The sequence below is a fragment of the Ruegeria sp. CDSA034 genome, from assembly GCF_059612275.1.
Genome location: NZ_JBXWQH010000006.1, coordinates 187,105 through 209,315 on the forward strand (window position 1 = coordinate 187,105; position 22,211 = coordinate 209,315).

Consider the following 22,211-nt stretch of genomic DNA (forward strand, 5'->3'; position numbering starts at 1 on the left):
CTGGCATGGATAATGTAATGGGGAAACGCCCCGGCGTGCAGAAAATTGCCGCCATCCCCGTAAACGATAAGGACCTGACACATGGCAAATTATGACGTTATCGTAATCGGATCAGGCCCCGGCGGCTATGTTTGCGCCATCCGTTGCGCTCAGCTGGGTCTGAAGACTGCCTGCGTCGAAGGGCGTGAAACTCTGGGCGGCACGTGCCTGAACGTGGGCTGTATCCCCTCGAAGGCGCTGCTGCATGCCAGCCATCAGCTTCACGAGGCCGAGCATAACTTTGCCAAGATGGGCCTGAAGGGCAAAAGCCCCTCGGTCGATTGGAAACAAATGCAGGGCTACAAGCAGGAAACGATCGACGGCAATACCAAGGGTATCGAGTTCCTGTTCAAGAAAAACAAGATCGACTGGTTGAAAGGTTGGGGCTCGATCCCTGCCGCGGGTCAGGTCAAAGTGGGCGACGAGGTTCACACCGCCAAGAACATAATTATCGCATCTGGGTCCGAACCGTCCTCACTGCCCGGTGTCGACGTTGACGAAAAGGTTGTGGTGACTTCGACCGGCGCTCTGTCGCTGAACAAGGTGCCAAAGAAGTTGGTGGTGATCGGCGCGGGCGTGATCGGGCTGGAACTGGGCTCGGTCTATCAGCGTCTAGGCGCGGAGGTGACTGTGGTTGAATTCCTCGACGCGATCACCCCTGGCATGGACCCCGAAGTTCAGAAAACCTTCCAGCGCATCCTCAAGAAACAAGGCCTAAAATTTGTCATGGGCGCGGCGGTCCAAAAGACCGAAGCCACCAAGACCAAGGCAAAGGTGACCTACAAACTGCGCAAGGATGACAGCGAACATGTGATCGAGGCTGATACAGTACTGGTCGCCACCGGACGCAAACCGTACTCGGATGGTTTGGGTCTGGAAGCGTTGGGTGTTGAAATGACACCGCGTGGTCAGATCAAAGTGGGGGCCGATTGGCAGACAAACGTGCCGGGCATTTACGCCATCGGTGACGTAACAGAAGGCCCCATGCTGGCGCACAAAGCCGAAGATGAAGGTATGGCCGCAGCCGAGCAGGTTGCGGGCAAGCATGGGCACGTGAACTACGGCGTCATCCCGGGTGTGATCTACACATGGCCCGAGGTCGCCAATGTTGGCGAAACCGAAGAGACCCTGAAAGAACAGGGCCGCGCCTATAAGGTCGGCAAGTTTATGTTCATGGGCAACGGCCGCGCCAAGGCGAACTTAATGACCGATGGGTTTGTCAAAATCCTGGCCGACAAGGAAACCGACCGCATTCTGGGCTGCCACATCATCGGCCCCGGTGCCGGCGATCTGATTCATGAAGTCTGTGTGGCGATGGAGTTCGGCGCCTCGGCCGAGGATCTGGCCCTGACCTGCCACGCCCACCCAACTTATTCGGAAGCCGTGCGTGAGGCTGCGTTGGCCTGTGGCGACGGACCGATTCACAGTTAATATGAAACCCCGGCCGCCGTCAGGCTGCCGGGGTTAACCACGCGTCCAGATAGATTTCTAACCTATCTGAAAAGCTCTCTGCCTCATGCAGCGCGCAAAACTTCAGCGACATGGACTGAATAGCAAAGGCCTGAACCCCCTCGGCCAACAAATCGGGGGAAATGTCCTTGCGCACTTTCGCGGTTTCCAACCAACCAGCGACCAGTCGGACATAGCGTTCGAAGCAGCGCGCTATGGGCCCGATCTCGGTGATTGCGGTAGCGCCTGAGTACCGGATGATCAGATCGAACACATAACGCTCGGACGTCATGAAGGCGTGGATCGGTTGCAGGGCATCGGCGATTTCGGGAGCCGTGCGAGGGACAGGACCTTGTTCGACCTGATCGAAACAGGCAACCAGCCTCTCACCAATCAGCATTTCCATTAGCGCGTCTTTGTCCCGGAAATGCGAAAAAAAGGTTCCCTTTGCGACCCCGGCTGCCTGAACCACGTCTTCCACTCGCAAAGCCTGATAGCCATTTCTTTCGGTAACGTCCTCTGCGGCCTCGATTAATCGGGCGCGCGTTTTGAGGGTTCTCTTTTGAACTGTCTTTTGCATATGCTCTATTCGCATGTTTTTTGACCGTGGTCAAATTTGTAATTGACCGTGGTCATTTTTTCCAATAATAAACCGACCACGGTCATTTTTGGAGATTCGCGATGCACCCTAAGAAAATCCTGATCCTCGACGGACACCCAGGCGAAACCAGCCTGTCCCGAACATTTGCAGAAACCTATGCCGACGCGGCCAAACAACAGGGGCACGACGTTCGCATGATTCACCTAAGCGACCTGCAATTTGACCAAGATTTCGGTCAGGGAAACTATGAGGACTTCAAACCGTTAGAACCCGCATTGGAACAAGTGCTGCAGGATTTTGAATGGAGCGAACACCTTGTCCTGACGGCGCCGATGTGGTGGGGCGGCTTACCGGCCAAGCTGAAAGGTTTGATTGACAGGGCATTCATCCCCGGACGCACCTTCGACACGCGGAATACTACAAGGATCGGCTTTCCAGCACCTATGCTGACAGGGCGCACGGCGCGGGTCATCCTTACATCTGACACGCCGGGTTGGTTCATGCGTTTCATCTACAGGCAAGCACTGATCCGCCAGATCCGCGATCAGATTCTGGGATTTGTCGGCTTCAAACCGACCCGGTTCACTTACTTTTCGGGCGCCAGCTATCCCAAACCCGGCAGCGTGGATCGTTGGATATCAAAGGTAGCCCGGATCGGTGCCGCGGCAGCCTGATCCCGCGCCTACCACATCGTCTTCGCGGCGCGCACACCCCACTCCTGATCATATTGCGTGCCGCCTTCCTCGCCGTCCGACGCCTCGGCGAGGATTTCACCGACGGTCGGCACATGCGCGGTCTCGTCGCCACTGACCCAAGTACGGGCGCGCATCAAAGCGCGGGCGCATTGGGTGTAAATCTCAGTGATTTCTATAACGATTACTGTTGCTGGTTTTTTGCCCTGCTTTTCGAACTGCGCGCGCAAATTTTCATCAGCCGTCACATGCGCCGTGCCATTCAATCGTACGACACTGTTGGACCCCGGCACCATGAACATCAACGACACTCGCGGGTCGCGCACGATATTGCGCAGACTGTCCAGCCGGTTATTTCCGCGCCAGTCAGGCATCGCCAGTGTGTGCGGATCAAGTTCCAGTACAACCGGGCCGTCGTCACCTCGCGGGCTGCCATCGACACCCTCGGGCCCGACGGTGCTGAGGATGCACAGGCGCGACGCCATGATCCATTTGCGATAAAGCGGAGTGAGCTGTCTGGCCACTTTGCGCAGTGAAGGCGCGCCCGGTGTGCCGTAGAGCGCCTCAAGCGTTTCGATGTTCTTAATGAGCTCCATCCGGTTCAAACCCCACTTCTCGCATCAATGCATTGGATCGTGTTTCGATCACGTCTTCCAGACGTTCAAGAAATTGATCCCGCCCCACACCCGGTTCGATCGGGTCAAGAAAGTCGACGATTGCAAGACCAGGTTTGCGCATAACCCCGGTACGCGGCCAGAAGACACCGGCATTCGTCGCAACCGGCACACAAGGAAAGCCCAGTCCTTCATACAGAACCGCTGTCCCGACCTTGTAGGGTTTCTTCGCCCCCGGTGCGACGCGCGTGCCCTGCGGGTAAATCACAAGCTGCCCGGGCTCAGAGAACTCTTTAGCCACGTCTTTGACCATCTTGGCGACGGCAGCACCCTTTCTGCCGCGATCAACCGGTATACACCCAAGGCGGCGGGCATAGAGACCGATAACCGGGGTATACAGCAGTTCCCTTTTCATAATGAACTTGCCGTGCGGAATGGCGCTGAAAATCATGATGATGTCGAGAAAGGACTGGTGTTTGGCTCCGATCACGACCTCGTCCACGGGAACGTTTCCGCGAACCTCACAACGGATGCCAACCATCCAGCTGGCCAACCAGATCGTCGATCGCGCGTAGGTTTTACAGGCTTGCAATGCCCCGCGTTTGGTAAACAGCGCGTAGGGCGCGAAAACGATACCAAGGATCAGCATCCACGCATAAATCACGATCATGAAGATCAAAGAGCGCACCCATTGGATCGCTGTAACCATCACGAAAGCTCCTTCAATTTGCGCACGGCCGCTGTCCAGGTGGCCAAGAACGCCACCGCAGCCCCCAGCAGAGGTATCAGCGCAGGCAACAGCCAGCCAACCCCCTGAAAACCCAATCCGGTCAGAAACCCGCCTTCAACTGAGGCTTCGGGCAACAGCAGAACACCGGTCATGCCGAACAGCACGCCAACGAGGGCACCGAAGAAAGCGCGATATGTGAACCGCCGTACAAATGCGCTGGCGATAAAACGATCACGGGCACCGACAAGGCGCAGGACTTCGATGATTTGGGCATTGGCCGCCAGTGAGGCATTGGCCGCCAGCGTGATCATCGCCGCCGTTGCGCCGCCAATCAGCAGGATAGACACCCAGCCCAATCGCCGCAGCGAGTTTGCCGCCTCGACCAGCGGCTCGCGCCAGCGTGAATGGTCGTCCAGCACGGCGCCGGGCACTTCGGCGCCAAGTCGCAAGCGCAAGCCAGCGGTATCTAGACCCGGTTCGCCCTCGATGATTTCTATCAGTTGCGGAATAGGCAGCGTATCCAGCGGCAAATCAGGACCGAACCACGGGGACAAAAGCGCGACCTGTTCCTCTGCGGTCAGGGCGCGTGCCGACGCAACGCCTGGGGTTTGGGCCAGCACGGTCAGCGCGGCCTCGGTCTGGGCGGAAAGCTGTTCGGCGGGCGCGTTTATACGCAAAGTGGCAGCCCCTGCTAGTTCCGATGCCCAACGGTCGGCCAGCCGGCCTGATGCCAGCGACAAGGCAAGCGCGAAAACGGCCAGAAAGGCCATCGCGCCAGAAACGAACAGTGTCAGCTGCGCCGTGTAGCCGGATGGTGGAACAACCCGATCTGCGCGTTTGTCGCGCACCAGCATGCTGCGGATGGTGCCCTTGTTCATAGATCCGCCCCCGCCAATTGAATCTGGCGCTGCGATATCCGAAGGACACGGGCCTGAACCTGGCTTTTGGCCGCGCGGATCAGGCTCAGGTCATGGGTCGCGATCAGCACGGTCTTGCCCATCTTGTTCAACTCGACCAGCAGGCGCAGCAATCGCTGGGACATTTCCCAATCCACATTGCCGGTCGGCTCATCGGCCAGCACAACGTCCGGCGACAAGATAACCGCCCGCGCCAAAGCTGCGCGCTGACGCTCACCCCCGGAAAGCTCCGGCGGAAGCGCATCGAGCCGTGTGCCCAGCCCGACCCAGTTCAGCAATTCCAGCAGGTCTTCTTTCTGCGCATTCTCGCCTTTGCCGGACACCATCAAAGGTAAAGCGACGTTTTCAGCCAAGGTCATATGGTCCAGAAATCGGCAATCCTGATGCACGACCCCGATCCGGCGACGCAGCAGCGCCATCTGATCTCGGTCCAGGCGTGCAATGTCCTGCTCAAATGCGGTCATCCGTCCTGATGTGGCCAGCAACGCGCCATAACATAGCTTGAGCAAGGTCGTCTTGCCCGCACCCGACGGACCGGTCAGAAAATGGAACGACCCCGGCTGCAACTGAAGCGACACGTCGCTTAGCAACTCACCATCACCATAGGTGTAGCTGACGTTTTCCAGCTCGATCACAAGGGCCCCCAATTATTGTTGCCGCCCTTCTTGCCCGAGCGCGGTTGTGGTTTCAATGCCTGCACCGGGTCGAATTGGTGACACTTGCCGTGTGAAACCGAAAACACCCTTTGCGGTCAGGTCTTAACGGAATAACATCCCTGAAAAAACTATTATCAGGTCGGGCCCCCGACCGGGAGGCAGCATGCGTCTTACTTGTCCGAATTGTGGTGCTCAGTACGAAGTGCCAGACGAGGTCATTCCCGAGGAAGGCCGCGATGTGCAGTGTTCCAACTGCGAAAAGACTTGGTTTCAGGCCAAATACCCCGAAACTGCATCTGAACCGGTAAAGCCGGAACCGCCCGCGGACGAACCCGCGGCAAAGGCGGAAACGCCAGAGATTGTCGCGAAACCTGTCGAAGAGCCCAAATCAGAACCCGAACCTGCCGCAGATTCCTCGACCGGCAATGTCGACCCGGCGGTTGCCAACATCCTCAAGGAAGAAGCGGCCCGCGAAGCAGACCTGCGCGCCCACGAAGGCGGCAGCCTTGAGACGCAGACCGATTTGGCACTCGACGCGCCGCCCGAAGTGGAAAAAGCCGCTAAGGACCTGATCGCGACAGAAACCGCAAAGGATTTCGGTCAGAAAGACGCGCTGCCGGACGTCGAGGCAATCAATTCCAGCCTACGCAGCGACGACCCCCTGCCAAAGCTGGACGAAGACATGCCCCCACCGCGCAAGTCTGGCGGATTCCGGCGCGGGTTCCTGCTGATTCTGATTATCGGCGTGATCCTGTTGCTGATCTACAGCAATTCTCAGAAGATTTCCGAAGCGGTGCCGCAGGCTGATCCGGTTCTCAACAGCTATGTCTCTCTGGTGGATCAGGCGCGTTTGTGGCTTGAGGCACAGACCGGGTCTGGCACCTCTCAGAACTGACTTAGATCAGAACCTCTCTAACAGGCGTTTGAGGTATTCAAGTTCGATCTGGGGGCGATCCGATTCCCCAGTCCGGCGACGGATTTCGTCCAGCAATTCGCGAGCGCGGCGATAGACATCTTCACCCTGCAGCAGATTTTCATCGGTCGAGATTGTGCCATTGGCCCCCGGGCTACGGCCCAGCGGATCACGGTTGTCGGCTTGCATGTCGCCTTCCTGCGAACCTTGGCCCGGCTGGTTCTGCTGGTTTTGCGCCAGCGCTTCGCCCAGGGATCGCATGCCCTCGCGCAGGGCCTCCATCGCTTCGGACTGTTGGTCGATTGCTTCGGCCAGATCATCGCCGCGCAGGGCTTCCTCGGCACCCTCCATCGCGCGCCCGGCACGGTCCAGCGCATCGCGCGCGGCGTCACCTTCGGGCGTTCCGGTTCCGGGCAATCCTTGCTGCTGGCGGTTCAGCTCATCGCGTAAAGCCTGTTGGCGATCTGCAAGTGACCCCTGGCCTTGCTGGCTGCCGCTGCCCTGTTCGTCAGTCCCCTGACCCTGACCGCCTTGTCCTTCGTGGCTCTGGCCCCGGCCCTGCCCACCCGAGCGGCCTTCGTTGCCCTGGCTTTCGCCGGCTTGCGCGCCGGGGTTGAACTGTTCCTGCAGATCACGGAAGGCTTGATCGCTCAGACCCTGCTGTTCGCGCAGAGTTTCGGCCAATCCTTCCATCGCCTGCTGGCCTTCGGACTGTTGTCCCTGACCCTGGCCCTGGGTAACGCGCATATTCTCCATCATCTGCTGGAACTCTTCCAGCGCTTGCTGCGCCTCGGCCATGCGGCCCTGTTCCATCAACTCCTGAATTCGGTCCATCATGCGCTGCAGATCGTCCTGCGTCATTTGCATGGACTCGCCGTCCTGACCTTGCTGGTTCTCGTCGAAATCGCCGTTTTCCTGCGCCAGACGCTGCAATTGGCGCATGTAGTCCTGTGTTGCCTCGCGCAATTCCTGCATCAACTCGGCGATCTCTTCATCGGTGGCACCGTTTTTCATCGCCTCGGTCAGACGTTCCTGCGCCCGGCGCATGCGTTCCAGCGCGTCGGCAAGGGTGCCGTCTTCTATCAGAACGCCTAGCTCCCAAAGCGCCTCGGCGATTTCTGCCTGCTGTTCCTGTTTCAGGCCGTACTCGTTGAACATTTCCAACCGGCGTAGGATCACGCGCAAGCGCAGATAGGCGGTGTCGGACCGGAAAAGCTCTTCGGGCAGGTGCGATACCGCCCGCAGCATCTGCGAAACCCGGGTCGCGTTTTCGCGCGTCCACAGTAGATCGCGGCGCTGTTCGATTACGGCAGCCGCCAGCGGATCAAAGAACCGACGGGCGGGCAGCGCAGTCGCATAAGGCTCGGATTGCCCCTCTTGATCCGCCGCGTCTCGGGCCATCAAAGTGATTTTTACCGGCAAATGCGCCCATGGATGCTGTGAAAAATCCTCGATAAGATCTTCGGTGAAATCCGCCCGGTCGCCGGTGATCGGCATGGGCAGTTCAACCGTTATGACCTCGCGCGGCTCAGGCGCAGCCGTCAGACCATACTGCCGGTCGACTGAGGCCAGATCCAATTCGATCACAGCCGAGCCGGATACCACGCCATAATCATCGCTGGCAGCAAATGGCAGTTTCATCTGACCGCCGGCCTCGGACTCGGCGGAACCGGCCACGGCCACCTGTGGGCGGGTATCCGCAATAACGTTCAGCGCCCAGTCGCGGCCCGATGGGCCGTCGATTTTGAACTGGCCCGAGCGTTCGACGACAAAATCCTGCTCCGGCTCGGTGGCCGCCTCAGTGCCCAAAGGCGTGGTGGTTTCCGTCAAACTGTGCGCGCCGATTTCCCCGTAGAAGCGAAGAGTGATACGACTGCCCTGCGGAACGGACAACGTCGGATCGGATTGATCAGCCAGATACAGCGTCGGTAGCCCGGTGTAACGGGGCGGCTCAACCCAGCCTTCCCAGCTTGGACCTTGCCCTGCCACGGCGGCGCCCGGCGTCATCTCGGCCACCGAGCCGATGCGCCAGAACGACCCGAACATCGCCGCGATCACCAGCGCCAGCAACGCCGAATAGCGCAGCGCATAAGGGTCGCGATCCGCCAGCCGCAAATCGGGTTTGACAGGTTCGGCCTGCGCAACACGTCGCGCCATCCTATTCTGGTGCGCGCGCCACAACGCAACAGAATCCGCGTCCATCGCGCCGATGGCCTGATCATCTATCAAAGCTTGGATAGGCCGCCCCGGCATCGCCGCATCCAGCCTCATCAGCGCTTCGGCACGTGAAGGGAAATGGAATCGCCTTGCACCAACAAACAGCGTAGCGGCCAGCCCCAACAGTGCGACAGCGCCCACGCCCCAGACGATTTCAACGCGGACCTCGTCCTGCAAACCCAGCATCAAAGCCGCCAGAATCGCCATCAAAACCGAGAAAAAGGGCCAAAATGCACGCAAGAACTGCTCGGCCAGCATCCCTGCGTGCGTCAGCCACAGGGACAGTCTTGGGATCGGCAGGTTGTGTTTTGCGCGCAAAGCGGGCCTCCTGATCGGGCCCACGCGCCTATCGCGTCAAAGCCACTCAGGTATGGTATCGCGGTTTATGATTTCGTCAAAGCTTGGCCGTTCACGAATAACTGCAAATTGATCCCCGTGCACAAGAACCTCTGGGATCAGGGGGCGGGTATTGTACTCGCTGGACATCACCGCGCCATAGGCCCCGGCACTGCGGAAGGCGACCAGATCGCCCGGTGCCAGCGGCGGCATATTGCGTTCCTTGGCAAAAGTATCGCCGCTTTCGCAAACCGGGCCAACAATGTCATAGGGTTGCTGCTCAACGCCCGGAGCAGGTTCATTTACGGCAACGATGTCATGATGTGCCTCGTACATCGCCGGACGGATCAGGTCGTTCATCGCGCCGTCGAGGATCAGAAAATCACGGCCCTCGCCAGATTTCACGTAAATTACCTTGCTGACCATCAGACCGGCGTTTCCGGCAATCAGGCGGCCAGGTTCGATCTCGATCTCGCAGCCCAGATGGCCCAGCGTTTTCTTGATCAACGCGCCATACTCCACCGGCAACGGTGGAGCGTCATTGGCGCGGGTGTATGGAATGCCCAATCCCCCGCCCAGATCAAGGCGTCGGATATTGTGTCCCTCGGACCGCAACTTTTCGGTAAGTTCGGCGACTTTGGTGTAGGCCATCTCGAACGGCTCTAACTCGGTCAGTTGCGAGCCGATATGGACGTCGATACCGATCACCTCCAGCCCCGGAAGGCTGGCCGCATGTGCATAGACCTCGGAGGCGCGCGCAATCGGAATGCCGAACTTGTTTTCGGACTTACCGGTGGCAATCTTGGCATGGGTCTTGGCGTCCACGTCCGGATTCACCCGTACGGTGATTGGTGCGACCACTCCCAGCTCCAACGCGATGGCGTTGATCACTTCCATCTCGGGTTCGGATTCGACGTTGAACTGGCGGATACCACCGCTCAGCGCAGCGCGGATCTCATCCGCAGTCTTACCAACGCCCGAGAACACGATCTTGTCGCCTGGCACGCCAGCCGCCTTGGCACGCAGGTATTCCCCGCCCGAGACCACATCCATCCCCGCACCGGCCTGTGCCAGCGTCTTCAGGATCGCCTGATTGCTGGCCGCCTTCATCGCATAACAGACCAGATGATCCATGCCGTCCAGCGCATCATCGAAAAGCTGGAAATGCCGCAATAACGTCGCGGTGGAGTAAACATAGAATGGTGTTCCGACCGCAGCTGCGATTTCGGAAATCGGGACATCCTCGGCGTATAGCGCGCCGTCGCGGTAGAGAAAGTGATCCATGACTGCGCGCTTAGACCAAAATGGCCACGCGGATCAATGGATTCCGCGCAAGATCAGTTCGATGTGGAAACACCGACCCGGCCATAGCCCGAGATTTTGATGCCGTTCCCGGTTGATGTCTCTGCGTGCTCGGGGCGGGGTTTATATGTGGGGTCGCAAGCTGCCAGTACGACAAGCGAGAGGATCAGGCCGATGATTTTCATTGTCTTGACTTCTTTTTTGAATTTGGCACTCGGCCAATATGCCGTTCAAATAGGCATGGTAATGCGAGATTGCTATTGACGACTACAGCCCCAGGAAAACGCCGACCCCGCCGCGTCGAAGGCCGACCCCGACACCGCCATAGGTGCCACTGCTGCCAACACCGATATTTGCGCTCATCGTGGGTTGGATGGGTTCGCCGTCCGCTCCACAGCCGACCAGAAGAGCCCCGGCCGAAATAAGAAGCACCACACGTAGTATCTGCATCACACTAGCGCCTTCCACCGCTTGACCTGGGCACGCACCTGATCCGGCGCTGTGCCACCATAAGACTGGCGTGAGTTTACCGAATTTTCGACGGTAAGGACAGAATAGACATTGTCGGTGATGTCCGCATGGACCGATTGCATGTTTTCCAGTGTCAGATCAGGCAGGTCACAGCCCTTGCTTTCGGCCATGGCGACCAGCGATCCGGTAACGTGGTGCGCGTCGCGGAACGGCAGGCCCGGCACACGGACCAGCCAATCGGCCAGATCGGTCGCGGTCGAGAAACCAGACCCTGCGGCGGCAGCAAGGCTTTCACGGTTGGCGGTCATGTCCTTGACCATGCCTTCCATCGCGGCCAGAGCCAGCATCCAATTGTCGGCGGCGTCAAAGACCTGTTCCTTGTCTTCCTGCATGTCCTTTGAATACGCCAGAGGCAGGCCCTTCATCACCATCATCAGCGCAGTATTCGCACCGTAAATCCGACCCACTTTGGCACGGATCAGTTCCGCGGCATCAGGGTTCTTTTTCTGCGGCATGATTGACGAACCGGTCGAGAACCGGTCGGACAGCGTAACAAAGCGGAACTGGGCTGAAGACCAGATCACCAGCTCTTCGGCAAAACGCGACAGGTGTACAGCGCAGATTGAGGCGGTCGACAAGAATTCCAGCGCGAAATCACGGTCGCTGACGGCGTCCAGCGAGTTGGCGGCGGGGCGGTCAAAGCCCAGCGCCTCAGCCGTCATCTGACGATCGATGGGGAAGGACGTTCCAGCCAGCGCGGCAGCACCCAAGGGGGATTCGTTCATCCGGGCGCGTGCATCGCGGACACGGGACAGATCGCGGCCAAACATCTCGACATAGGCCATCATGTGATGGCCCCATGTGACGGGCTGCGCCACCTGCAGATGGGTAAAGCCGGGCATGACCCAATCAGCGCCAGCCTCAGCCTGCGCCAAAAGCGCGCGGATCAGGGCCAGCAGGCCGGATTCAGCCGCATCAAACTGATCGCGGACCCATAGTTTGAAATCGGTCGCCACCTGATCATTGCGCGACCGGCCTGTGTGCAAACGACCTGCGGGTTCGCCAATCACCTCTTTCAGGCGCGCCTCGACATTCATGTGGATGTCTTCCAGCGCGGTCGAGAACTGAAATTCTCCGTTCTGGATTTCTGACAAAACGGTGAGCAGCCCTTCCCGAATAGCCTGCGCGTCACTATCAGTAATAACACCTGTGGCAGCCAGCATGGCGGCATGGGCACGCGAGCCTGCAATGTCCTGGGCTGCCATCCGCTGATCGAACCCGATCGAGGCGTTGATCGCCTCCATGATCGCGTCTGGACCGGCGGCAAAGCGGCCGCCCCACATCTGGTTCGAAGATTGATCGGTCATGTAAGAAAACCCGGAGTTGATATGCGCCTATTTCGTCTGATCCCCCTTTATATGGCCCTTGCGTTGGGTGCAAACGCGGCTTTGGCCACGGATGCCGAAACTCTGGCACCGCTCCGGGAGGACTCCCTGAAACGGCTGATCCTGCACAAAGAGCCAAAGCCAGTCGAAGCAGTTGAATTTCAGCTTGAGGATGACGGCGGCACCGCGACGCTTGCGGATTACAAGGGCAAGTATGTTCTGCTGAACTTCTGGGCCACCTGGTGCGCGCCGTGTCGCAAGGAAATGCCTCAGATCGCCGAGCTGCAAGAAGAATTCGGCGGCGACAAGTTCGAGGTCGTGACACTGGCCACAGGGCGTAACTCGCCAGCCGGGATCAAGAAGTTTTTCGAGGAAAACGGCATCGACAACCTGCCACGTCATCAGGATCCCCAATCGGCAGTTGCACGCAAAATGGGCGTGATCGCCCTGCCAATCACCGTCATTCTGGATCCCGACGGCAATGAGATTGCTCGATTGATTGGCGATGCCGAGTGGAATTCGGACAGCGCCAAGGCCATCGTTTCAACCCTTGTCGAGGGCAACAGCTGAAGCATCAGGCCTTCCTGAACGTTTTGTGGTATGCTGAAACCGGCCCAGATGGGCCGGTTTTCGTTTGCAACCTGAAGGAAGGGGAGACGACGATGAAACCGGTAGTTCTGTTGATTGGAAAATTGCCCAACGTGATCGGTGATGTTGCGCGTCAATTGGATCACCTTCCGATCCAATGGCTTGGCGCGCATGATCAGGAAGAAGTCAAACGGCAGCTGGACGAAGAGCCGCGCATCGCTTGCGCGATCATGGGTGCCGGCCTTGATGACAGGATACGCGGCGAGATGGTGGGCATCATCGCGGCGCGCAGGCCCGATATCTGTATCCACCTAAAGGATCGCGCCTCGGGGCCGGACGGCTTGGTGCCGTTTGTCCAGCGAGTCGTCCAGTATGAGGTTCTGGACAGTCTGGAACATAGCTGACGCGACGCCACCTTTGACAGCCTGCCTGCCGCTTTGCACTCTGCCGCGCAGGAGGACGGAATGCCGCTTGAAATTCTATTGGTTCTGGTGGTCGGAGGCATCGCCGGGATAACCCTGTTGCTGCACCTGACAGGCAGATCCCGATTGCGCGCGCTATCGCCCGAATTGGCGTGGTCAGAATGGCTGCGTCATGCGCCGGATGATTCGATCATCGATGTCACCGTTGCACATGACGGGCACGCGGCCCTGATCCGAACCGAAACAGGAAATGGTCTGCTGTGGTCTTTTGGTGCAGACACCGTTGCCCGGCACCTGCTGGACTTTGATCTGCTGGATCACCCGCAAGGGTTCCAGGTTCAATTCCACGACTTCGGAACGCCCAAAGCCATAATCCACCTTGACGAACGCGAACGCCGCCACTGGCAGCACCTGATGGAGCCCGCATGACCGACCACGTAACTTTCCCGGACGCCGTGCAGTGGGCCGTCCCCTTTTTCATAGCTGCTATTCTGGCCGAGTTTCTGTGGATCGCCGTCAAAGGACGCGGCGGCCGCTATGAGACGCGGGACGCCGTTACATCGCTGATCATGGGAGCTGGCAACATCGCATCCGGCTTTCTGTTGGGGTTTATCGCCTATGCATTCTTCATGTGGCTGTGGCAGATCACGCCGCTGAACCTGGGCACCTCTATCCCTGTTATCCTTCTGTGCTTTGTGCTGGATGATTTCCGCTATTACTGGGTGCACCGCTTTGGTCACCGCATTCGCTGGGTCTGGGCCAGCCACGTGAACCACCACAGCTCGCAACACTACAACCTTACCACCGCCCTGCGTCAGACATGGACCTATACGTTTACCTTCATGATGGTAGTTCGCGCGCCTCTGATCCTACTGGGTTTCCATCCGGCGATGGTGCTGTTCGTGGGTGGTCTGAACCTGATCTATCAGTTCTGGATTCACACCGAGGCGATTGGCAAAATGCCCCGCTGGTTTGAGGCGGTGATGAACACACCCAGCCACCACCGCGCCCATCATGGTCGCAATGCACGCTACCTGGACTGCAACTATGCCGGCGTTTTCATCATCTGGGACAAGCTGTTCGGGACCTTCGTGCCGGAACAGGAAGACGACCGCGTCGACTATGGGTTGGTTCACAATATCGGCACCTTCAACCCGCTGCGTGTGGCCTTTCACGAATGGGTTGGAATTTGGCGCGACGCGACACAACCGGGCCTGACAATGCGTCAGCGACTGGCTTATTGCTTTGCCCCCCCCGGCTACAGCCATGATGGCAGCCGGGACAATTCCGAACAGATTAAAGCCAAGCATCTGGACCGCCACCCGGAAGATCGTGGAACGCCCGGATTCGAACAATTCGACACCAAACAGCCCAATACGCAAGCAAAACAGGCCTGATACCGCCGACCTATCCGACCTGATTCTTGAAATCCGGCCCTCACGTCCCATATCCAATCGATGTGTGCAGTGCGAGTAACCGGAGGCAACATGACCAGACTGACAACCCTTTCCACCGTTATGGGTCTTACCGGAGTGGTGCTCGCTATGTTGACGGCGCTGGCTGGAGGCGCGACGGGGATTGTCGCGTTGGGCTTTGGTATGATGCTTTTGGGGTTCATGGGTGCGGTGGTCGGTGGCTTTGCAGCGCTGGGACGCATCTGGGAAACGACTCGTTGACCCAAACCTGACTTCAATCAATTGCGTTTGTCTTAACCGCAGATTCACACCTTTCCTCTGAAATCGTCACCGGACCGGCGGCGTTAAGGGAAACGGGTTGCACATGCGGAAGAAGGTACTGGCAGATTTGCCCGAAGGTGGGGACAGCCCCTTGAACGCGGCTGTCAAATCCCGCGATGCCTCGACGATTGAAATGGCGACCGAGGCGGTGAAGCACAAACAGTGCAAACTGGCCTTTCAACCTGTGATGCAAGCGAACAGGCCGCATGACGTCGCTTTCTATGAAGGGTTCATCAGAGTGCTGGATGAAACCGGTCGGGTCATCCCCGCGCGCGAGTTCATGCCACAACTGGAAAACACTCCAATCGGGCGCGAACTGGACTGTGTCGCGCTTGAAATGGGATTGCGGACGCTGACCAAAAACCCCGACATTCGCCTGTCCATCAACATGTCTGCCCGTTCGATCGGTTACGCGCGATGGTCACGTGTGCTGGAGCGGTTTCTGAAGAAAGACCCCAATATTGGCGAAAGGCTGATTTTGGAAATCTCAGAAAGCTCGGCTATGACGGTGCCTGAGCTGGTGATCGATTTCATGGACCGGCTGCAGCCGCGCGGCATCGCCTTTGCGCTTGACGACTTTGGGGCCAGCAATTTCAGCTTTCGCAATTTTCGCGAGTTTTTCTTTGATGCTGCCAAGATCGACGGCCAGTTCATCCACGGAATCGGCGAAAATCGGGACAATCAGGCTTTGGTACGGGCCCTGATCGCCGTGGCGCGAGAATTCGAGATTCTGGTGACCGCCGAATCAGTCGAAACACAGAAGGATGCCGAATTCCTAATTGCCAACGGCGTCGACTGCCTGCAGGGGTTCCTGTTTGGCGCCCCTACCGTTTCCGCCCCGTGGAAGGCGGAAAAGCGCAAACATACAGCCAGTTAGAGTGATTTATCCGGTCCACGCCCGACCTGAGGCAAGCTGACCGTTGCTGCAACTGCAGCGTTGCGCTATGCCATGTGGAGTTGGAGCGGGGAACATGAGGCGCTCTTACTGCCACAGAGTTGTCTCTGTGCGATCCGCGCCGTCGAATATCCCGCAGGACCTTGACGGTAAAGGATTGTCTAAATGACCAACGTAGTAATCGCATCCGCCGCGCGCACCGGAGTGGGCAGCTTTGGCGGCTCGTTTGCAAACACACCCGCGCATGATCTTGGGGCCGCCGTACTGGAGGCTGTAGTAGAACGCGCAGGTGTGGAAAAGGGCGAAGTCAGCGAAACCATACTGGGACAGGTGCTGACGGCAGCTCAGGGTCAGAACCCCGCCCGTCAGGCACATATCAACGCTGGTCTGCCGCAGGAAAGCGCAGCCTGGGGTATCAATCAGGTTTGCGGCTCGGGCCTGCGCGCCGTGGCCCTGGGTGCTCAGCACATCCAACTGGGCGACGCCGAGATCGTTGCTGCCGGTGGACAAGAGAACATGACTCTTTCGCCCCACGCCGCCGCTTTGCGTGCCGGTCAAAAGATGGGCGACATGAAATACATCGACACGATGATCCGCGATGGTCTGTGGGATGCGTTCAATGGCTATCACATGGGCCAGACCGCTGAAAACGTCGCCGAGAAATGGCAAATCAGCCGTGACATGCAGGACGAATTCGCCGTCGCGTCGCAGAACAAGGCTGAAGCCGCGCAAAAGGCTGGCAAGTTCGCCGACGAAATCACGCCCTTCACCATCAAGACCCGCAAGGGCGACATCGTGATGGACGCTGACGAATACATCCGCCACGGCGCCACCATGGAAGCGATGGCAAAGCTGCGTCCGGCCTTCGCAAAGGACGGTTCGGTCACGGCCGCAAACGCATCCGGCCTGAATGACGGCGCGGCGGCGACCCTGCTAATGTCCGCCGAAAATGCTGAAAAGCGCGGAATCGAGCCACTGGGCCGTATCGCATCCTATGCAACCGCCGGTCTGGACCCGTCGATCATGGGCGTAGGCCCGATCTACGCTTCGCGCAAAGCGCTGGAAAAAGCGGGCTGGTCCGTTGACGATCTGGATCTGGTCGAGGCGAACGAAGCGTTTGCCGCACAGGCCTGCGCCGTGAATAAGGACATGGGCTGGGATCCATCGATCGTGAACGTGAACGGCGGCGCCATTGCCATCGGTCACCCGATCGGCGCTTCGGGCTGCCGCGTTCTGAACACGCTGCTATTCGAAATGAAACGCCGCGACGCGAAGAAAGGTCTCGCCACTCTCTGCATCGGCGGCGGCATGGGCGTCGCCCTGTGCGTGGAGCGCGACTAAGTGCTTTGACAAGCGAATAGAAAAGGGCGTCCCTTGGGCGCCCTTTTTTTGTTACATTGGGGCCTTAACCCAAAGATGCGACGATATTGCCACGCGGAATTTAGAGAATCATGACGAAACAATATTGCGCACGATCACCTCTCAAAGTAACAGCATTACCAAGACGACTTTAATTGGAGGATTCCTAAATGGCACGTACAGCACTCGTTACCGGCGGCTCCCGCGGCATCGGCGCAGCAATTTCCAAGGCGCTCAAGGCCGAAGGGTACAATGTTGCAGCCACCTATGCGGGGAACGACGAAGCCGCCGCGAAGTTCACCGAAGAGACCGGCATCGCCACCTACAAGTGGAACGTCGCTGATTATGACGAATCCAAAGCCGGAATTGAAAAAGTCGAAGCCGAGGTTGGCGCGATCGACATCGTGGTTGCAAACGCGGGCATCACTCGCGACGCACCCTTCCACAAGATGACCCCCGAACAGTGGCACCAGGTAATCGACACCAACCTGACCGGCGTGTTTAACACAGTGCACCCTGTCTGGAACGGCATGCGCGAGCGTAAGTTCGGCCGCGTCATCGTCATCAGCTCGATCAATGGTCAGAAGGGCCAGTTCGCTCAGGTGAACTATGCCGCGACCAAAGCAGGCGATCTGGGCATCGTGAAATCGCTGGCGCAGGAAGGCGCGCGTGCAGGCATTACCGCCAACGCGATCTGCCCCGGCTATATCGCAACCGAGATGGTGATGGCTGTTCCTGAAAAAGTCCGCGAATCCATTATCGGCCAGATCCCAGCAGGTCGCCTGGGTGAGCCCGAAGAAATCGCGCGCTGCGTGGCGTTCCTGGCATCCGACGATTCTCAGTTCATCAATGGCTCGACCATCTCGGCCAACGGTGCGCAATTCTTCGTCTGATTTGAAGCGTAGAAAAGACAACGGGCCGGTCCATTTCGGACCGGCCCTTTTTTATCCCGTAAGCAAGCTATAAGCGAACCCCCCTGCGTTTGCAGGGGGTTAGCTATTTCAGCGCCGGGGAAACGCCGGGTTCAGCTATTGACGGGCCTTCGGCGGTTCCACTCTTCCAAGAGCAATCGTTTGACTGCCGGACTATGGTTGGGAGAATTGCGTATATGCGCCGCGTTGCTTTCCCAGCTATGATGTTTGGGCAATCCAACCCCACCAAAATGTTGATCTCCAGAATAAACGCTTATCATCGTGAAACCGTGTCCGGTCTTTGTGTAATGCCCACAGACGGTCACTCTCATCTGTCCAACTCTTCCGGCAACAAAGCAACGCCGTTTCGTTCAACAGCCTCAAGATGCGCGGCGTAGACAACGAACCACGCACGAGCGGCGAGATGTGGTTTTAATCCGAACTCATCGACTATTGCCTTCCAATCTTCGGTACGGCGAAGGTCAGGCAACGGATGGGAATACATATTCCCGCGCTCGTCCCAGTATTCGAGGCGTTCACTGTCGGCAGAATCAGCGACCTCGAACTCGAAGGGTGTGGGCGGGAACTCAATGATGTTGTTTGATTGGGCCATAACAGGTCTCCAGCTAAAGGTAAGATTTGCTGTAATCCTGTATGCGTGTCAGCGCGGAGCCGACCGTAGGATCGCTTATAACAGTGCGGGGGCGTAACCGTCCATTCCGACCGCACCACAAGCGCGAGAGTGGCTGCTCCGGCGCTGGAAAAGCCGCAAAACCGTTTAGTGCCGGGGATTGTTGACCTCACGTAGCGGGTAGAATGCCAGTTTCGATTGCTGAACAGTTGAGCAAAAAGATAATCAACTTGGAGTGAGATATGGGGATTCAATCGATGCCCAAAGGAGACAAACTACAAACACTGTTAATGGCTGTCGCCTTTGGCATGTTAATGTACACCTCCATTGGCACAGGTCATAGCACGACTGTGTTTATTTCGGGGATGTTGGCTTTCGGGGTCGGTTGGAAATTGGGTCGCACGACGCCTTACACCGAAGAAGACCAGCGAATGTAGTGTTTGTGAAAAACCCCGCTCGTGGTGGGGCAATCATTCTTCAATGTAGGGCGGGTTCGCGTGTATCTTGGCCAAATACGGCTGGAAGGTAAGTCATGTCCTTATGGAACATCCCCGTTTGAAGGGGGTCACCAAACCCGCCCGAGAATTACAACCAGCAAAATTAATTGTACAATATTGAAGAGATTCATCGTCCCTGTCATATTTTTGAAGTCTTCCGAATACGCCCGTACGAATTTAATCAAGTTAGAGTTAACCAGCCTAATTTCTTCACGCGCCTCTTCGAAGGTTTGCTTCGTTTTTTGATCCATTTGGTCTGCTCCATTCATTCGAAATCCAGCAACGCTGCCTCCTGCTCGTCGGTTGTGTTGTCGAGAACCAGAGAAAAAGTAGCAACGAAAGCAACGGCGGTGGCGGCAAATAAAACCCCGCCTCTCGCAACTGAGGGAGCGGGGTTTTATTTCGAGGTGAGTGCTTGATGGGCTGTTCTTGTTAGGTCCAGCAACCCTTCTGTGCGCCAGCCGCTTGGATGGCGTCGTATTGACCCTTCATTTGGGCCAGTTGACTGCTTTCGTCCTTGTCTGCGGCCATCAGGAACAGGGCAGGCCAAAACACCACCAGCCCAACTCCCATTGCCACGGCGTCGTTTTGCGCCTTCTTGTCCTGCTCACCGGCAAGGTGGTTTACCTGCGCGACAACGCGCGCCTGTTCCAGCCTCAAGTCCTTGCAGCTTTCGCCGCTGTACAACGTCGTCGGCACATAAGCGGCAGTGACCTTTTCGGCTTTCTGGGCGCATGCAGACGTCAAAAGAGAACCCACTAACGCGGGGAAGATTAGCTTTTTCATTTCCGTAACTCCTGGCGGCCATATATTCAGGCCGGGTCAAACTGGCTTGCGATTATTCGCCAAGATTCAGCCGGTTGTCAGATTATTGACTGCTTGCCGAAATTACAGCTGATCTTGGACCAGCGCCCCGAGGTTCATGGACAGAACAACACAAAGACTATTTTGGTTAGCTACCTCGATCCTAAGAAATCCAGTTCGCTATGCCCCACTCACCGAGCACAAAGCATACTAATGCCATCGCATATGCGATTTTGGTGTACGTCCTCATCTCCTAGAGCTCACTGGCGAATTGAGCACTAAGTCGTGGCCCTACCATCGTCACCTTCGCAAAGTTGCTTGCGAGGGTGAACCGATTTCCCAAGAAGTGTTTCTTCAGGCCCGAATGGGGCTGTCGGCGAAATACTCCACAGCTTGAAACGCTCGAAGCAGTGCAAGGCTCGGAACTTGAACTATGATCCCCAATGAATAAGTTACACAAACGGCTGCAAAAATAATGAAAAGTCGAAATTGAATGACCGGGATTTTCCGCTATAAACTAGGTCAACCCGTGACTTGGTATGATCGAAGAAAGAAACGCTCAAACCAGTATTGTCTCTATTGCCAGCGGTTCATAGGCGAAGGGTCAGAAATTCCGTCAAACAAAGAGCACCTCATCGGCAAAAATTTTGTTCCCGGTGGCAGCTTTGACAATGGCCGGGCGTTTAATTTTGTCTTCCGCGCTTGTGAACAATGCAATACCGACAAAAGCAGGTTGGAAGATCACGTTTCGGCGACAACGTTAATTAGTAGCCCTGGTCGTGGTATGGACGAGAATGTCGATGATCTTGCGCGACGCAAGTCCAATAGTTCGTATCACCCAACCCAAAAGAGTATGAAGTTAGCAGACTCAAATGAGTCTGTTACTTTGAATTTCGGGGATTTTTCATTTGGACTAGTAGCTCCACCTCAAACCAATGAAAGGTACCGAAACCGGCTGGCGCTTCTTCAGGTGCAGGGTCTCTATGCGTTGATCACCTCATCAGATCCAACAAACAAGCTGAGTGTCGGTTTGCTGCCATCGGAAAATTGCTGGGTGCTGGGATGCTATCCAAGGTCTGATTGGGGCAATTCACAATTGATCGAAGTTACTCGCCGCTGCGAAAAGTGGCCATGCTACGCGAATATAAGCACCGCCAATGGGTACTTCAAAGCGCTAATGAAACGAGAAGCCCCTGATAATGAATGGTTTTGGGCACTGGAGTGGAACAAATCTACTCGAGTAATCGGCTGCTTGGCGCCTCCCGGTGAACTTCCAAGGCTTTTTCAGGGTCTACCCGAACTGGAATGGAAAGTAGTTACGAGCGAAGGAAGCGTTACCCACAGATACCGCGAAGAAACTCCCTTGCCTGAAGGCCAGGATACTCTTTTCTCGGCTCAAGTTCATGACTGCGCTTAAATGCAGCCGACCATTTGTTTCTTAGGCAAAGAAAGCGGCTAGCTGGATTTTGAACCCTGATAATTAGCTTGCAGATTGCCGGAACCGGCAAGCAACCCGTGCACATCGTCCGAAAGCGTTTTCTCGAGTTGCTTCTGACGCTCTTTGGCCGCTTCGTTGCGCGCTGCATATGGCAAAATACGTAACTTAGTCGCTAAACTCTGTAGCTCATTGGTTAGGCGTTCAAGACGACCGACTAAAGGGTGGATTTTGGCGGCTCCAGTAGTCGGATTAAGCTCCATCAACGCCTGCTCAACCGGCAGTGTTTCCAGACGATCCTCTTTCCACTTGGTCAAAGCAGTAAGTTCGTCCGCAGACTTAGTATACGCTACGAGCAAGTCAAAGTGTTCAGCAGTAAAATGACCAGCTGGCATTGAATGCACAACCCGGTGGAAGATTTCTTTCTGTGCGTCGGTCTCCAGTGTCCGTGGAGCTCGGAGGTATTGCAGTTTCGGCTGATTCTCGATTGCGACGTTTGACATTTTGGACTCCGGCTATGTATGCGACGGTATACAGATAACGGGTAAAAACCCGGGAGACTAACGTGAAATTGCCGAAACCGCTCTCCACACTGTGGAACGTTGAGATCG

Annotated in this window: 26 protein-coding genes; 12 read left to right on the top strand and 14 right to left on the bottom strand. The window is 57.1% G+C overall.

Annotation, left to right across the window (positions count from 1 at the left end; all coding sequences use genetic code 11):
- Positions 1-81 precede the first annotated feature (81 nt).
- The gene (gene lpdA, locus AC2FLJ_RS12775) at positions 82-1,470 is read left to right on the top strand and encodes a dihydrolipoyl dehydrogenase (RefSeq protein ID WP_496698757.1); all 1,389 of its coding nucleotides are present in this window, start codon (positions 82-84) and stop codon (positions 1,468-1,470) included.
- A 19-nt stretch (positions 1,471-1,489) separates the two neighbouring features.
- Here the strand turns inward: lpdA and AC2FLJ_RS12780 are convergent, their stop codons facing one another.
- Complete coding sequence (locus AC2FLJ_RS12780; RefSeq protein WP_496706094.1) at positions 1,490-2,068, bottom strand: TetR/AcrR family transcriptional regulator; 579 nt, start codon at positions 2,066-2,068, stop codon at positions 1,490-1,492.
- Positions 2,069-2,169: 101 nt separating this feature from the next.
- Here AC2FLJ_RS12780 and AC2FLJ_RS12785 point away from each other — a divergent pair, with 101 nt between their 5' ends.
- Entirely contained in the window at positions 2,170-2,763 is a 594-nt protein-coding gene (locus tag AC2FLJ_RS12785) for an NAD(P)H-dependent oxidoreductase (RefSeq protein WP_496698753.1), read from the top strand.
- Positions 2,764-2,771: 8 nt separating this feature from the next.
- On the opposite strand, the gene AC2FLJ_RS12790 is transcribed toward AC2FLJ_RS12785, so the two are convergent.
- From AC2FLJ_RS12790 to AC2FLJ_RS12805, 4 genes are read right to left on the bottom strand one after another with little or no spacing between them, the layout of a single operon-like run.
- Positions 2,772-3,377: a pyridoxamine 5'-phosphate oxidase family protein gene (locus AC2FLJ_RS12790; protein WP_282169813.1), complete on the bottom strand. Its 606-nt coding sequence runs from the start codon at positions 3,375-3,377 to the stop codon at positions 2,772-2,774.
- Entirely contained in the window at positions 3,364-4,104 is a 741-nt protein-coding gene (locus AC2FLJ_RS12795; protein ID WP_496698751.1) for a lysophospholipid acyltransferase family protein, read from the bottom strand. Before AC2FLJ_RS12795 ends, AC2FLJ_RS12790 begins: the two co-directional genes overlap by 14 nt.
- Entirely contained in the window at positions 4,104-5,003 is a 900-nt protein-coding gene (locus AC2FLJ_RS12800) for a cell division protein FtsX (protein ID WP_282120101.1), read from the bottom strand. Before AC2FLJ_RS12800 ends, AC2FLJ_RS12795 begins: the two co-directional genes overlap by 1 nt.
- Positions 5,000-5,677, bottom strand: a complete 678-nt coding sequence (locus tag AC2FLJ_RS12805; RefSeq protein ID WP_058273548.1) for a cell division ATP-binding protein FtsE — start codon at positions 5,675-5,677, stop codon at positions 5,000-5,002. Before AC2FLJ_RS12805 ends, AC2FLJ_RS12800 begins: the two co-directional genes overlap by 4 nt.
- A gap of 184 nt (positions 5,678-5,861) precedes the next feature.
- Between AC2FLJ_RS12805 and AC2FLJ_RS12810 the strand changes: the two genes are divergently transcribed.
- Positions 5,862-6,593, top strand: coding sequence for a zinc-ribbon domain-containing protein (locus tag AC2FLJ_RS12810; protein ID WP_496698748.1), 732 nt, complete (start codon positions 5,862-5,864; stop codon positions 6,591-6,593).
- Between the two features lie 6 nt (positions 6,594-6,599).
- Here the strand turns inward: AC2FLJ_RS12810 and AC2FLJ_RS12815 are convergent, their stop codons facing one another.
- The 5 genes from AC2FLJ_RS12815 to argH all read right to left on the bottom strand — a co-directional run bounded on the left by AC2FLJ_RS12815 (position 6,600) and on the right by argH (position 12,304).
- On the bottom strand, positions 6,600-9,146 hold the full coding sequence (locus AC2FLJ_RS12815) for a TIGR02302 family protein (protein WP_496706095.1): 2,547 nt from the start codon (positions 9,144-9,146) through the stop codon (positions 6,600-6,602).
- Between the two features lie 36 nt (positions 9,147-9,182).
- Positions 9,183-10,448 (bottom strand): diaminopimelate decarboxylase, encoded by a 1,266-nt coding sequence (lysA, locus tag AC2FLJ_RS12820; protein ID WP_496706097.1) that lies wholly within the window; start codon positions 10,446-10,448, stop codon positions 9,183-9,185.
- A 53-nt stretch (positions 10,449-10,501) separates the two neighbouring features.
- The gene (locus tag AC2FLJ_RS12825) at positions 10,502-10,651 is read right to left on the bottom strand and encodes a hypothetical protein (RefSeq protein WP_496706099.1); all 150 of its coding nucleotides are present in this window, start codon (positions 10,649-10,651) and stop codon (positions 10,502-10,504) included.
- An 82-nt stretch (positions 10,652-10,733) separates the two neighbouring features.
- Positions 10,734-10,916: an argininosuccinate lyase gene (locus AC2FLJ_RS12830; RefSeq protein ID WP_496698742.1), complete on the bottom strand. Its 183-nt coding sequence runs from the start codon at positions 10,914-10,916 to the stop codon at positions 10,734-10,736.
- A complete protein-coding gene (gene argH, locus AC2FLJ_RS12835; RefSeq protein ID WP_496698740.1) occupies positions 10,916-12,304 on the bottom strand; it encodes an argininosuccinate lyase in 1,389 nt (462 codons plus the stop codon). The genes AC2FLJ_RS12830 and argH overlap by 1 nt, the downstream gene beginning before the upstream one ends.
- 21 nt (positions 12,305-12,325) lie before the next feature.
- Here argH and AC2FLJ_RS12840 point away from each other — a divergent pair, with 21 nt between their 5' ends.
- The 8 genes from AC2FLJ_RS12840 (at position 12,326) to phbB (ending at position 18,215) form a co-directional block, all read left to right on the top strand.
- Positions 12,326-12,892 (top strand): TlpA disulfide reductase family protein, encoded by a 567-nt coding sequence (locus tag AC2FLJ_RS12840; RefSeq protein ID WP_058273552.1) that lies wholly within the window; start codon positions 12,326-12,328, stop codon positions 12,890-12,892.
- A gap of 92 nt (positions 12,893-12,984) precedes the next feature.
- Entirely contained in the window at positions 12,985-13,314 is a 330-nt protein-coding gene (locus AC2FLJ_RS12845) for a hypothetical protein (protein ID WP_058278908.1), read from the top strand.
- 60 nt (positions 13,315-13,374) lie between these two features.
- Positions 13,375-13,761 (top strand): hypothetical protein, encoded by a 387-nt coding sequence (locus AC2FLJ_RS12850; protein ID WP_496706102.1) that lies wholly within the window; start codon positions 13,375-13,377, stop codon positions 13,759-13,761.
- Complete coding sequence (locus tag AC2FLJ_RS12855; protein ID WP_058278810.1) at positions 13,758-14,729, top strand: sterol desaturase family protein; 972 nt, start codon at positions 13,758-13,760, stop codon at positions 14,727-14,729. Before AC2FLJ_RS12850 ends, AC2FLJ_RS12855 begins: the two co-directional genes overlap by 4 nt.
- 90 nt (positions 14,730-14,819) lie before the next feature.
- A complete protein-coding gene (locus AC2FLJ_RS12860) occupies positions 14,820-15,008 on the top strand; it encodes a hypothetical protein (protein ID WP_282120095.1) in 189 nt (62 codons plus the stop codon).
- Positions 15,009-15,111: 103 nt separating this feature from the next.
- Entirely contained in the window at positions 15,112-15,945 is an 834-nt protein-coding gene (locus AC2FLJ_RS12865) for an EAL domain-containing protein (protein WP_496706104.1), read from the top strand.
- A gap of 183 nt (positions 15,946-16,128) precedes the next feature.
- A complete protein-coding gene (locus tag AC2FLJ_RS12870) occupies positions 16,129-17,304 on the top strand; it encodes an acetyl-CoA C-acetyltransferase (RefSeq protein WP_109312924.1) in 1,176 nt (391 codons plus the stop codon).
- A 188-nt stretch (positions 17,305-17,492) separates the two neighbouring features.
- Positions 17,493-18,215 (top strand): acetoacetyl-CoA reductase, encoded by a 723-nt coding sequence (gene phbB / locus AC2FLJ_RS12875; RefSeq protein ID WP_109312925.1) that lies wholly within the window; start codon positions 17,493-17,495, stop codon positions 18,213-18,215.
- A 346-nt stretch (positions 18,216-18,561) separates the two neighbouring features.
- On the opposite strand, the gene AC2FLJ_RS12880 is transcribed toward phbB, so the two are convergent.
- The 3 genes from AC2FLJ_RS12880 to AC2FLJ_RS12890 all read right to left on the bottom strand — a co-directional run bounded on the left by AC2FLJ_RS12880 (position 18,562) and on the right by AC2FLJ_RS12890 (position 20,147).
- On the bottom strand, positions 18,562-18,846 hold the full coding sequence (locus AC2FLJ_RS12880; RefSeq protein ID WP_170467164.1) for a hypothetical protein: 285 nt from the start codon (positions 18,844-18,846) through the stop codon (positions 18,562-18,564).
- A 583-nt stretch (positions 18,847-19,429) separates the two neighbouring features.
- Positions 19,430-19,630 (bottom strand): hypothetical protein, encoded by a 201-nt coding sequence (locus tag AC2FLJ_RS12885; protein WP_496706107.1) that lies wholly within the window; start codon positions 19,628-19,630, stop codon positions 19,430-19,432.
- Between the two features lie 163 nt (positions 19,631-19,793).
- Positions 19,794-20,147 (bottom strand): hypothetical protein, encoded by a 354-nt coding sequence (locus AC2FLJ_RS12890; protein WP_170467168.1) that lies wholly within the window; start codon positions 20,145-20,147, stop codon positions 19,794-19,796.
- 511 nt (positions 20,148-20,658) lie between these two features.
- Between AC2FLJ_RS12890 and AC2FLJ_RS12895 the strand changes: the two genes are divergently transcribed.
- A complete protein-coding gene (locus AC2FLJ_RS12895) occupies positions 20,659-21,582 on the top strand; it encodes a hypothetical protein (RefSeq protein WP_496706109.1) in 924 nt (307 codons plus the stop codon).
- Between the two features lie 38 nt (positions 21,583-21,620).
- Here AC2FLJ_RS12895 and AC2FLJ_RS12900 read toward each other — a convergent pair whose 3' ends face one another.
- On the bottom strand, positions 21,621-22,103 hold the full coding sequence (locus AC2FLJ_RS12900) for a hypothetical protein (RefSeq protein ID WP_496706111.1): 483 nt from the start codon (positions 22,101-22,103) through the stop codon (positions 21,621-21,623).
- Positions 22,104-22,211: the final 108 nt, after the last annotated feature.